Raw genomic sequence first — 12,439 nt, forward strand, 5'->3', positions numbered from 1 at the left:
GCCTTACTCCCGGTGGTCGTGGGTCTGGGTGATACGCCCATGTTCCACGTGGAACATGGAAACCGGCGTATCCGTTTGCCAGCCATCGCTCAACAATTCATGGTCTACACAGGTGATGAATACCTGGCAGTTCAAATCTTCCAACAAACGACACAAGGCGCGGCGATGCTGCTCATCCAGTTCTGACGGCAGGTCATCCACCAGATAGATACATTGGCCGCGCTTGGCCTGATCAACCAAATGCCCCTGAGCGATTCGCAAGGCGCACACCACCAGCTTCTGCTGGCCACGGGAGAGAATATCTGCCGCGTTGTGCGCGCCAAGCCTTAACCTGAGATCGGCGCGTTGCGGTCCGGATTGGGTGTGCCCAATCTGCTGGTCACGCAATAACGACGACGTCAGCACTTCACTCAGAGGACGCTCTTTATCCCATCCCCGGTAATAGCTCAATGTGAGCCCCTGCAGCTCGACCAGCTCACTGAGGGTACGCTCGAAGACGGGCTTCAATTGCTGTATGTAGGATCGCCGATAACTGTCGATTTCATCGCTGGCCAGGCACAACTCGCGATCCCAGGCCGCTTGAGAAACGGCGTCAAGTGTACCACGGCGAAGCCAGGAATTACGCTGCTTGAGGGCCTTCTGCAGGCGCTGCCAAGCGGGCAAAAATCGCTGTTCCACGTGGAACACTCCCCAATCGAGGAACTGACGGCGGATCTTCGGCGAGCCCTCCAGCAACCGGAAACTGTCCGGATTGATCAGTTGCAACGGCAACGTTTCGGCAAGCTGCGCAGCGCTGCGCGCGTTCTGCCCGTCGATGCGAATCTGGAATTCGCCCTGACGATCTCGTGATACGCCGAGGTTACTAAGCCGGCCATCATTCAACTGCACCTGCCCAAACAGGGTACAGACCTGCTGCTCGTACTGAATAACCGGCAATAGGCGAGCACTGCGAAAGGAACGCGCCAGGCCGAGCAGATGAATGCCCTCGAGCACACTGGTCTTGCCGCTGCCGTTATCGCCGTAAAGAATATTGATGCGTGGCGAGGGCAGCAGGGTCGACGGCTCGAGATTACGAACGGCGGTGAAATTGATGCGGGTCAGGGACATGAACAGGCCGAAAGAGAAGGGCAGCGATCACGCCGCCTGAAACGAAATCAGCCTTGGATGTTACGGATCAAAGCTGCATCCGAACATACCAAGGCTGATTATCTGACGCTGGGTAGCTGCCTTTCAGCAGCTGGAATTACAAACGCATCGGCATGACGACGTAAGCGGAGTCGTCATTGTCGGCTTCCTGTACCAGTGCGCTGCTGTTGGAATCGGAGAGAATCAGACGCACCTGCTCGGTGGTCATCACACCCAGTACGTCCAGCAGGTAGCTGACGTTGAAACCGATTTCCAGCGAGCTGCCGTTGTAATCAACAGCGATTTCTTCTTCCGCTTCTTCCTGCTCCGGGTTGTTGGCCTGGATTTTCAGCAGGCCAGCGGCCAGTTGCAGACGAATACCGCGGTACTTTTCGTTGGACAGAATGGCGGTACGGCTGAAGGCTTCGCGCAGCCCCTGACGATCAGCGACCACCAACTTGTCGCCGCCACGGGGCAGCACGCGCTCGTAATCCGGGAACTTACCGTCGACCAGCTTAGAGGTGAAGGTGAATTCGCCGGTGGTGGCACGGATGTGATGCTGGCCCAGGACGATAGACACTTCGCCGTCCTGCTCAGTCAGCAGGCGAGCCAGCTCGAGAATACCCTTGCGCGGCACGATGACCTGGTGCTTGCCGTCCTGCTGGATGGTCGCCTCCATGGAGCACATCGCCAGGCGGTGACCGTCAGTGGCGACGGCGCGCAGGATGCCGGTCTGCACTTCCAGCAGCATACCGTTGAGGTAATAGCGCACGTCCTGCTGGGCCATGGCGAAGCTGGTGCGTTCGATCAAACGGCGCAGTTTGCTTTGTACCAGGTTGAAAGTCAGCGAACCCGGGCCTTCCTCGACGGTGGGGAAGTCATTGGCGGGCAGCGTGGACAAGGTGAAACGGCTACGACCGGCCTTGACCAGCAGCTTCTGCTCGTCGACGCGGATGTCGATCAGTGCATCGGCGGGCAGGCTCTTGCAGATGTCCATCAGCTTGCGCGCCGGCACGGTGATCTCACCAGGCTCGGCGGCATCTTCCAGGGCCACGCGACCGACCAGCTCGACCTCCAGGTCGGTACCGGTCAGCGACAGTTGCTGGCCTTCGACAACCAGCAGAACGTTGGACAGAACCGGCAAGGTCTGGCGGCGTTCCACGACGCCGGCGACCAGTTGCAGGGGTTTCAACAGGGCTTCGCGTTGAATGGTGAAGTGCATGGTCTAGTCCCTTGCCTCGTGCATGGAGTTGCGTATCAAGTGGTCAGTGTACGCAGCAGGTTCTTGTAATCCTCGCGGATGTCCGCGTCGGATCCCCTAAGTTCAGCAATCTTACGACAGGCGTGCAACACAGTGGTGTGATCGCGACCGCCGAACGCCACGCCGATTTCCGGCAGGCTGTGGTTGGTCAATTCCTTGGACAACGCCATGGCCACCTGACGCGGCCTGGCGATAGAACGCGAACGACGTTTGGACAACAGATCGGTGATCTTGATCTTGTAGTACTCGGCCGTGGTGCGCTGGATATTGTCGATGCTCACCAACTTGTCCTGCAGGGCCAGGAGATCCTTCAGCGACTCGCGGATCAGTTCGATGGTGATGTCACGGCCCATGAAGTGCGAGTGGGCGATGACCCGCTTCAGCGCACCTTCCAGCTCACGCACATTGGAGCGGATACGCTGGGCGATGAAGAACGCTGCATCGTGGGGCAAGTCGACCTTGGCCTGATCGGCCTTCTTCATCAGGATCGCCACGCGCGTTTCCAGCTCGGGCGGCTCGACCGCCACGGTCAGGCCCCAGCCGAAGCGCGACTTCAGGCGCTCTTCGAGCCCTTCGATTTCCTTCGGGTAGCGGTCGCTGGTGAGAATCACCTGCTGGCCGCCCTCGAGAAGGGCGTTGAAGGTGTGGAAGAACTCTTCCTGGGAGCGCTCCTTCTTGGCGAAGAACTGGATGTCATCGATCAGCAGCGCATCCACCGAACGGTAGAAACGCTTGAACTCGTTGATGGCATTCAACTGCAGCGCCTTGACCATATCGGCCACGAAGCGCTCGGAGTGCAGGTACACGACCTTGGCATTCGGGTTCTTCGCCAGCAGGTGGTTACCGACCGCGTGCATCAAGTGCGTTTTACCGAGGCCGACGCCTCCATAAAGGAAGAGCGGGTTGTATCCGTGCTTGGGGTTGTCCGCCACCTGCCAGGCAGCGGCACGGGCCAGCTGGTTCGACTTGCCTTCGACGAAGTTGTCGAAGGTGAAGGTGCGGTTCAAATAACTGGTGTGCTTGAGACCACCTTCTACCTGTACGTTACGCTCTGTCCGCGCCGGCGCCGCGACAGGCGTCGCACCGGCCATGGAATCGAAGCTGGCCCGCGACGGCTCGGTCTGCACCGGCAGCTTGGGCGGTGGTGCGCTGACCTGAGGTGCAGGCGCAGCAGGTGCGGGTGCGGAAGACGACGGGTTGTTGTAGCTGGAGGCCGATGGCGAGGGCGTCAGTACCGCACGCGGCGCCGAACTGCGGCGGCTGCCGATCAGCAGCGAAATCGCCGGCACCAGACCGGTCGCCCGCTCACCGAGCAACTCGAGCATGCGGCCCATGTACTTTTCGTTGACCCAGTCGAGAACGAAACGATTGGGTGCGTAGACACGCAGCTCGTCGCCTTCGGCTTCTACCTGTAGTGGACGGATCCAGGTGTTGAATTGCTGGGCAGGCAGTTCATCGCGCAGGAGTTCCACGCACTGCTGCCAAAGTTCCACGGACACGGACATCCCCTGATTGAAAGCGCTGAGGCAAAAACAGCGCCTATTGTAGCTTCATGAGATCGAGTTATCCACATAGGAAGACCAATCAGTACATGTTAAATCAAGGTGTTAGGCAATTTGCCACATGTCGGAAATGCAGTGACTGTACTCTGTGGATAACACCCTTTGAGCGGCGTTGAAAAGTCTGGGCAAAACAACATGGATATCTGCCCTGTGGGTAAAAAGCCGTTCCATCCCCAGGCGATACCCAGCACGCAAACATGCGCAGCACCGGTTTCTGACAGACTTTTGAATCCCGCCAGGGCACTGGATATCTGGCCTAGATAATCTTATCCACAGATAAGGACAAGCTCATTTATAAAAAACAAAACAAGCCTTTCTAAAAAGATTCTTTCCTTTATATTTCTCTATCTGCAAAACAACTGGTTGGAAATTGACCTGGCCTGCGGCTTTCTCTAGAATCGCCGGTCTCTTAAAACGGGGACCATTCCGGTCCGTTGTCGACAACCAGGTAACCGCATCATGAAACGCACTTTCCAACCCAGCACCATCAAACGCGCTCGTACCCACGGCTTCCGTGCTCGCATGGCTACCAAGAACGGCCGTGCCGTCCTGTCGCGTCGTCGCGCCAAGGGCCGCGCTCGCCTCGCAGTCTGATTTTCCAGTCTTGTGGTGAGTCGAGGCTTCGGCCGGGAGAAGCGCCTGCTCACTCCCCGGCAATTCAAGGCAGTCTTCGACTCTCCAAGCGGCAAAGCGCCGGGCAAGAGTGTCCTGCTGCTTGCGCGCAACAATGAGCTTGATCATTCACGCCTAGGTCTGGTGATCGGCAAGAAGAGCGTCAAGCTCTCCGTTGAGCGCAACCGCCTGAAACGCCAAATCCGCGAATCGTTCCGCCTCAATCAGGACAACCTGGTGGGCTGGGACATCGTGGTGGTCGCGCGTAAGGGCCTGGGTGATCTACAGAACGCCGAGCTGGCTCAACAGTTCGGCAAGCTGTGGAAGCGCCTGGCTCGCAGCAAACCTACCCAACAGGCCAATGCCCAGACCGGGGTGAACGACAATCCCCATGCGTAAACTGGTTCAAGCTCCAATCCGGTTTTACCAGTACGCCATCAGTCCGATGATGGCCAGTCATTGTCGTTTCTACCCCTCTTGTTCCTGCTACGCGCTTGAAGCCATCGAAACCCATGGCGTCCTGCGTGGTGGCTGGCTGACCGTTCGTCGTTTGGGACGCTGCCACCCCTGGCATCCCGGAGGCTACGATCCGGTGCCCCTCGCGAAACACTCCCGTTCCTCTTCGATGGCCGAATAATCATGGATATCAAACGTTCGATCCTGATCGTCGCCCTGGCAGTCGTGTCCTACATGATGGTTCTTCAATGGAACCAGGACTACGGCCAGGCCGCTCTGCCGAATCAGGCCGCTTCGACCAGCAAACCCGCACCGAGTCTGCCGGAAACCGCTTCGGTGGCCAGCAATGACGATGTGCCGACTGCCAACGCCGGTGGCACCGAGCCAAGCCCGGTGGAAACCGTTGCGGTCAGCGACGAGCTGATTCAGGTCAAGACCGACGTACTGAATCTGGCCATCGATCCCCGTGGTGGTGACGTGGTTAGCCTGAGCCTGCCGCACTACCCGCGTCGCCAGGACCGCCCGGACGTTCCGTTCCAACTGTTCGACAACGGCAACGAGCACCTGTACCTGGCCCAGAGCGGCCTGACCGGTGCCAACGGCCCGGATGCCCGTGCCGGTGGCCGACCGCTGTACAACACCGAGCAGCGCGTGTACCAACTGGCTGACGGTCAGAACCAGCTGGTTGTCGACCTGACTTTCAGCGAAGCTGGCGTCAACTACATCAAGCGCTTCACTTTCAACCGTGGCCTGGATACCAGCTGCTCGGCCAAGGAAGTGGAGCAGAAGAAAACCGGTTGCATCACCGGCAATGGCTACCAGATCGAGGTTACCTACCTGATCGACAACCAGAGCGCCAACGCCTGGACCGGTAACCTGTTCGCCCAGCTCAAGCGCGACAACAGCGGTGATCCGTCCTCCAGCACCGCCACTGGCACCGCCACCTACCTGGGCGCAGCCCTGTGGACCCCGGAGAAGCCGTACACCAAGGTGTCGATGAAAGACATCGACAAGCAGAGCCTCAAGGAAACCGTGCAAGGCGGCTGGGTCGCCTGGCTGCAGCACTACTTCGTGACCGCCTGGATTCCGGCCAAGGACGACACCAACCTGGTACAGACCCGCAAGGACAGCCAGGGCAACTACATCATCGGCTACACCGGCCCTGCGCTGAACGTGCCGGCCGGTGCCGAAGGCCAGACCAGCACCACGCTGTACGCCGGTCCGAAGATCCAGAAGGATCTGGCCGCTCTGTCGCCAGGCCTGGACAAGACCGTCGACTACGGCATCCTGTGGTTCCTCGCCGAACCGATCTTCTGGTTGCTGGAACATATCCACAACCTGCTGGGTAACTGGGGCTTCTCGATCATCGTGCTGACGCTGATCATCAAGCTCGCGTTCTTCCCGCTATCGGCTGCCAGCTACCGCTCCATGGCGCGCATGCGTGCCGTCTCGCCACGCCTGCAGGCGCTGAAGGAACAATTCGGCGACGATCGCCAGAAGATGTCCCAGGCGATGATGGAGCTGTACAAGAAAGAGAAGATCAACCCGCTGGGCGGCTGCCTGCCGATCCTGGTGCAGATGCCGGTCTTCCTGGCCCTGTACTGGGTGCTGCTGGAGTCCGTCGAGATGCGTCAGGCGCCGTGGATCCTGTGGATCACCGACCTGTCGATCAAGGATCCGTTCTTCATCCTGCCGATCATCATGGGCGCCACCATGTTCATCCAGCAGCAGCTGAACCCGACGCCACCGGATCCCATGCAGGCTCGCGTGATGAAGATGATGCCGATCATCTTCACCTTCTTCTTCCTGTGGTTCCCGGCTGGTCTGGTGCTGTACTGGGTCGTCAACAACGTCCTGTCCATCGCCCAGCAGTGGTACATTACTCGCAAGATCGAAGCCGCGAACAAGCCTTCCGAGGCCTAAGCGTTCGCGCTTCACCCGCTACATGACAGACGCCCCCTCGTGGGGCGTTCTGCTATCCAGCGTTTGGAGAATGCTATGTCAGCCCCCCGTGAAACCATCGCCGCCGTCGCCACCGCCCAGGGTCGTGGCGGGGTCGGCATCGTCAGAGTCTCCGGCCCACGCGCACGGATGATCGCCATCACCCTGAGCGGCATCGAGCCCAAGCCGCGTCATGCCCACCACGGCGCCTGGCATGACGATGCCGGCGAGGTAATCGACGAAGGCCTGCTGCTGTTCTTCCCAGGGCCCCATTCGTTCACGGGCGAAGACGTGCTCGAGCTGCAGGGCCACGGTGGCCCTGTGGTATTGGACATGCTCCTGCAGCGCTGCCTGGAGCTCGGTGCCCGCCAGGCGCGCCCGGGTGAATTCAGCGAGCGGGCATTCCTCAACGACAAACTCGACCTGGCCCAGGCCGAAGCGATCGCCGATCTGATCGAGGCCAGTTCGGCCGAGGCGGCGCGTAATGCCGTGCGCTCGCTGCAGGGCGAATTCTCACGCCGCGTGCATGAGCTGACCGAACGGCTGATTGCCCTACGCATCTACGTCGAAGCGGCGATCGATTTTCCGGAAGAAGAAATCGACTTCCTCGCCGATGGCCACGTGCTCAGCCTGCTCGAAGGCGTGCGTGAAAAGTTATCCACAGTGTTGCGCGAAGCTGGGCAGGGTGCCTTGCTGCGTGACGGCATGACGGTGGTGATCGCCGGCCGACCGAATGCCGGCAAGTCCAGCCTGCTCAATGCCCTCGCCGGGCGTGAGGCCGCCATCGTTACCGATATCGCCGGTACCACCCGTGACGTGCTGCGCGAACATATCCACATCGACGGTATGCCGTTGCATGTGGTCGATACCGCCGGATTGCGTGACACCGACGATCAGGTCGAACGCATCGGTGTGGAACGGGCACTCAAGGCCATTGGCGAAGCGGACCGGGTACTGCTCGTCGTCGACTCGACAGCGCCGGAAGCGGCCGATCCATTCGCGCTATGGCCCGAGTTTCTGGAGCAGCGGCCGGATATGGCCCGGGTCACGCTGATTCGTAACAAGGCGGACCTGTCCGGCGAACAAGTGGCGCTGCACAACGCCGCCGATGGTCAAGCCAGCCTGGCGCTTTCCGCCAAGTCCAGCGAAGGCCTGGAACTGCTGCGCGAGCACCTGAAGTCCTGCATGGGCTTCCAGCAAACCGCGGAGAGCGGCTTCAGCGCCCGCCGCCGTCACCTCGACGCCCTCCATCAGGCGCAACGCCACCTCGACCACGGCCATGCCCAGCTGACCCTGGCCGGCGCCGGCGAACTGCTCGCCGAAGACTTGCGCCAGGCTCAACAGGCCCTGGGAGAGATCACCGGCGCTTTCAGCTCCGACGACCTGCTGGGCCGGATCTTCTCCAGCTTCTGCATTGGCAAGTAACCCCTCACCATTCGGTGTGGATAACCGTTTCGCCGGTGCCTGGCCCGCTGCCAACGGGAAATCTTTCGTCATGGCACTCCCAATAGCGGCCTGATATTCAAGGCCGCCCCTTTCTCCCTCCAACGCCCCGAAGAACGCCTGACGTACGGTAGCGCTTGCACGCCACTGGTACGGCCTGGCCTCTTATCCACAGAAACGTGTGCATCTGAGCACTTGGACGGATTTGACGCGGGCAACGGTCTCTCCAACGGTGCTTCCAAAACCATACACAGCAGAATAAGCCCTGTGGAAAAGCGTGCCTGAGCCTTGCCGATAACCCGGTGACTAAGCAATGGATAAACCCTGCTGTGCATAACTATAACTTTTACACACAGGGTGATCACCGCCATCACACACGAGGCGCGCAGGATAATCCCGCTTTCATACATCGCTGTACATCAGAGGAATAAAGGCCTCTAGCAATCTATCCACAGATATTGGCGATACCATTTATAAACATAAAAACAAGCCTTTTAAAAAAATCATTCTTTTTTCTTTATTTACCTCCAAGTTCTGCACAACGTCCCGATGAGAGACCACCCACAGAAAAAGGCTCACCCCTAGAGCAAGGACCAGTTGGCTATTTTTTGTGCAAAAGGCTTCTTTCAGCTGGGCTAAATCCCTATACTTGCCGCCCTTTCTTGAAAGCTCCCTTTCTCAACAGGCACGAGGTGCGTGGTGGATTTCCCTTCCCGTTTTCAAGTGATCGTCATCGGCGGCGGTCATGCCGGTACCGAGGCTGCGCTTGCAGCGGCGCGCATGGGCGTTAGAACCCTGCTGCTGACCCACAACGTGGAAACCCTCGGGCAGATGAGCTGCAACCCCGCCATTGGCGGAATCGGCAAGAGCCACCTGGTCAAGGAGATCGATGCCCTCGGCGGCGCCATGGCGACCGCTACCGATCTGGGGGGCATTCAGTTTCGTGTGCTGAACAGCCGCAAGGGCCCAGCAGTACGTGCAACTCGCGCCCAGGCTGACCGCATCCTCTACAAGGCAGCGGTGCGCGAGATCCTGGAAAATCAGCCCAACCTGTGGATATTCCAGCAGGCTGCCGACGATCTGATCGTCGAGCAGGACGAGGTCAAAGGCGTGGTTACCCAGATGGGTCTGCGCTTCTTCGCCGACTCCGTGGTACTGACCACCGGCACCTTCCTTGGCGGACTTATCCACATCGGTCTGCAGAATTACTCCGGCGGCCGTGCAGGAGATCCACCCTCGATCGCCCTGGCCAAGCGCCTGCGTGAATTGCCGCTGCGCGTCGGGCGTCTGAAGACCGGCACGCCGCCACGTATCGATGGCCGTTCGGTGGACTTCACCCAGATGACCGAACAGCCAGGCGATAAACCGATTCCGGTGATGTCGTTCATGGGCAACAAGGAGCAGCACCCGCGCCAGGTGAGTTGCTGGATCACCCACACCAATGCGCGCACTCACGAGATCATCGCTGCGAACCTCGACCGCTCGCCGATGTACTCCGGAGTGATCGAAGGCGTGGGCCCGCGTTATTGCCCGTCTATCGAGGACAAGATCCACCGCTTCGCCGAGAAGGACAGCCACCAGGTGTTCATCGAGCCGGAAGGCCTGACCACCCATGAGCTGTACCCCAACGGCATTTCGACGTCCCTGCCGTTCGATGTGCAGCTGCAGATCGTGCAGAGCATCCGCGGCATGGAGAACGCCCATATCGTGCGCCCGGGCTACGCCATCGAGTACGACTACTTCGACCCGCGCGACCTCAAGTACAGCCTCGAGACCAAGGTCATCGGTGGCCTGTTCTTCGCCGGCCAGATCAACGGCACCACCGGTTACGAAGAAGCCGGCGCACAGGGATTGCTCGCCGGCGCCAACGCCGCGCTGCGCGCCCAGGGCAAAGAGGCATGGTGCCCGCGTCGCGACGAGGCCTACATCGGTGTGCTGGTCGATGACCTGATTACCCTTGGCACCCAGGAGCCGTACCGCATGTTCACTTCACGGGCCGAGTACCGGTTGATCCTGCGTGAAGACAACGCCGACTTGCGCCTGACCGAGAAAGGCCGCGAGCTGGGCCTGGTCGACGACCAGCGCTGGGCTGCTTTCGAAGCCAAGCGCGAAGGGATCGCCCGGGAAGAACAGCGCCTGAAAAGTACCTGGGTGCGCCCGAACACGCCCCAGGGCGAGGCCATCGTCGAGCGCTTCGGCACGCCGCTGACCCACGAGTACAACCTGCTCAACCTGCTGTCGCGGCCGGAAATCGATTATGCCGGCCTGGTCCAGGTGACCGGCGAAGGCGCCGAGGATCCCCAGGTCGCCGAGCAGGTCGAGATCAAGACCAAGTACGCCGGCTACATCGAGCGTCAGCAGGACGAGATCGCCCGCCTGCGCGCCAGTGAGGAAACCGAGCTGCCTGTGGATATCGACTACGCGACCATTTCCGGGCTGTCCAAGGAAATCCAGCACAAGCTCGGCAACGCGCGACCGCAGACCCTCGGTCAGGCATCGCGGATTCCGGGGGTCACCCCGGCGGCCATCTCGCTGCTGCTGATCCACCTGAAAAAACGCGGCGCTGGTCGCCAGCTGGAGCAGAGCGCCTGATGTCCGTTACCGCTCACCACGCCGAAGAACTGCTACAAGGCGCCCGTGAATTGGGCGTCGACTTGACCGAGCAGCAGCAGACGCAGCTGCTGGCTTACCTGGCGCTGCTGATCAAGTGGAACAAGGCCTACAACCTGACCGCTGTACGTGATCCAGACGAGATGGTGTCGCGCCATCTGCTCGACAGCCTCAGCGTGGTGCCTTTCGTGGCCGAGGTTGGGGATAACTGGCTGGACGTCGGCAGCGGCGGCGGCATGCCGGGCATTCCTCTGGCCATCCTGTTTCCGGAACGGCGCTTCACGCTGCTCGATTCCAATGGCAAGAAGACTCGCTTCCTTACCCAGGTGAAGCTTGAGCTCAAGCTGGCCAACCTGGAAGTTATCCACAGTCGCGTGGAAGCGTTCACGCCCGAGCAGTCATTCAACGGCATCTGCTCGCGGGCGTTCAGCTCCCTGGAAGATTTCTCCAACTGGACGCGCCACCTGGGCGATGGCAACACCCAGTGGCTGGCGATGAAAGGCGTGCACCCGGACGACGAGCTTCAGGCACTGCCAGCGGACTTCCGTCTCACCGCCACCCATGTGCTCAAGGTTCCCGGTTGCCAAGGCCAGCGCCATCTGTTGATACTGCGTCGCTCGGTTTAGGGGGAACGGCAACATGGCTAAAGTATTCGCAATCGCCAACCAGAAAGGCGGCGTGGGCAAGACCACGACCTGCATCAACCTGGCGGCTTCTCTGGTTGCGACCAAACGCCGTGTACTGCTCATCGATCTCGATCCGCAGGGCAACGCCACCACCGGCAGCGGCGTCGACAAGCAGACGCTGGAACACTCCATCTACGACGTGCTGGTCGGTGACTGCAACCTGGTCGAAGCCATGCAGTTCTCCGAGCACGGTGGTTATCAGTTGCTGCCTGCCAACCGCGACCTGACCGCCGCGGAAGTGTCGCTGCTGGAAATGAAGATGAAGGAGAGCCGCCTGCGTTATGCACTGGCGCCGATCCGCGAGAACTACGATTACATCCTCATCGACTGCCCACCGGCGCTGTCGATGCTGACGGTCAACGCACTGGTCGCCTCCGATGGCGTAATCATCCCCATGCAGTGCGAGTACTACGCACTGGAGGGCCTGAGCGATCTGGTCAACAGCATCCAGCGCATCGGCAAGCTGCTCAACCCGTCACTGAAGATCGAAGGCCTGCTGCGCACCATGTACGATCCGCGCATCAGCCTGACCAGCGACGTGTCTGCCCAGCTCAAGGAACATTTCCCCGACACGCTCTATCAAACCGTGATCCCGCGCAACGTGCGACTCGCCGAAGCCCCCAGCTTCGGTATGCCGGCGCTGGTCTATGACAAGCAATCCCGTGGCGCGATCGCCTACCTGGCGCTGGCTGGCGAACTGGTTCGCCGCCAGCGCGCGAACGCCCACACCGCAACCGTATAAG

General features: G+C 60.2%; 11 protein-coding genes. 8 read left to right on the forward strand and 3 right to left on the reverse strand.

All coding sequences use genetic code 11. The features are described from left to right. Positions 1 to 3: 3 nt before the first annotated feature. The 3 genes from recF to dnaA form a co-directional block, all read right to left on the reverse strand. A complete protein-coding gene (gene recF / locus BVH01_RS03700; protein ID WP_075929007.1) occupies positions 4 to 1,107 on the reverse strand; it encodes a DNA replication/repair protein RecF in 1,104 nt (367 codons plus the stop codon). A gap of 136 nt (positions 1,108 to 1,243) precedes the next feature. Further along, positions 1,244 to 2,347, reverse strand: coding sequence for a DNA polymerase III subunit beta (gene dnaN / locus BVH01_RS03705; protein ID WP_027904129.1), 1,104 nt, complete (start codon positions 2,345 to 2,347; stop codon positions 1,244 to 1,246). 35 nt (positions 2,348 to 2,382) lie between these two features. After that, positions 2,383 to 3,885, reverse strand: a complete 1,503-nt coding sequence (gene dnaA, locus BVH01_RS03710) for a chromosomal replication initiator protein DnaA (protein ID WP_075929145.1) — start codon at positions 3,883 to 3,885, stop codon at positions 2,383 to 2,385. A 522-nt stretch (positions 3,886 to 4,407) separates the two neighbouring features. Between dnaA and rpmH the strand changes: the two genes are divergently transcribed. The 8 genes from rpmH (at position 4,408) to BVH01_RS03750 (ending at position 12,438) form a co-directional block, all read left to right on the forward strand. Continuing rightward, entirely contained in the window at positions 4,408 to 4,542 is a 135-nt protein-coding gene (gene rpmH / locus BVH01_RS03715) for a 50S ribosomal protein L34 (RefSeq protein ID WP_003213577.1), read from the forward strand. 15 nt (positions 4,543 to 4,557) lie between these two features. Further along, the gene (gene rnpA / locus BVH01_RS03720; RefSeq protein ID WP_177344594.1) at positions 4,558 to 4,959 is read left to right on the forward strand and encodes a ribonuclease P protein component; all 402 of its coding nucleotides are present in this window, start codon (positions 4,558 to 4,560) and stop codon (positions 4,957 to 4,959) included. Then, positions 4,952 to 5,197, forward strand: a complete 246-nt coding sequence (gene yidD / locus BVH01_RS03725; protein ID WP_075929009.1) for a membrane protein insertion efficiency factor YidD — start codon at positions 4,952 to 4,954, stop codon at positions 5,195 to 5,197. Before rnpA ends, yidD begins: the two co-directional genes overlap by 8 nt. Positions 5,198 to 5,199: 2 nt before the next feature. Beyond that, a complete protein-coding gene (gene yidC / locus BVH01_RS03730; protein ID WP_075929010.1) occupies positions 5,200 to 6,939 on the forward strand; it encodes a membrane protein insertase YidC in 1,740 nt (579 codons plus the stop codon). A gap of 75 nt (positions 6,940 to 7,014) precedes the next feature. Next, positions 7,015 to 8,382 (forward strand): tRNA uridine-5-carboxymethylaminomethyl(34) synthesis GTPase MnmE, encoded by a 1,368-nt coding sequence (gene mnmE, locus BVH01_RS03735; RefSeq protein ID WP_075929011.1) that lies wholly within the window; start codon positions 7,015 to 7,017, stop codon positions 8,380 to 8,382. A gap of 717 nt (positions 8,383 to 9,099) precedes the next feature. Beyond that, positions 9,100 to 10,992 carry a tRNA uridine-5-carboxymethylaminomethyl(34) synthesis enzyme MnmG gene (mnmG, locus tag BVH01_RS03740; protein ID WP_075929012.1) on the forward strand — a complete coding sequence of 631 codons (1,893 nt, stop codon included), beginning with the start codon at positions 9,100 to 9,102 and terminating at the stop codon, positions 10,990 to 10,992. Continuing rightward, complete coding sequence (rsmG, locus tag BVH01_RS03745; protein WP_168172910.1) at positions 10,989 to 11,636, forward strand: 16S rRNA (guanine(527)-N(7))-methyltransferase RsmG; 648 nt, start codon at positions 10,989 to 10,991, stop codon at positions 11,634 to 11,636. Before mnmG ends, rsmG begins: the two co-directional genes overlap by 4 nt. 13 nt (positions 11,637 to 11,649) lie before the next feature. Beyond that, on the forward strand, positions 11,650 to 12,438 hold the full coding sequence (locus tag BVH01_RS03750; protein WP_075929014.1) for a ParA family protein: 789 nt from the start codon (positions 11,650 to 11,652) through the stop codon (positions 12,436 to 12,438). Position 12,439: the final 1 nt, after the last annotated feature.

Origin of the sequence: Pseudomonas sp. PA1(2017), from assembly GCF_001945375.1 — a bacterium.
Classification (GTDB): Bacteria; Pseudomonadota; Gammaproteobacteria; order Pseudomonadales; family Pseudomonadaceae; genus Aquipseudomonas.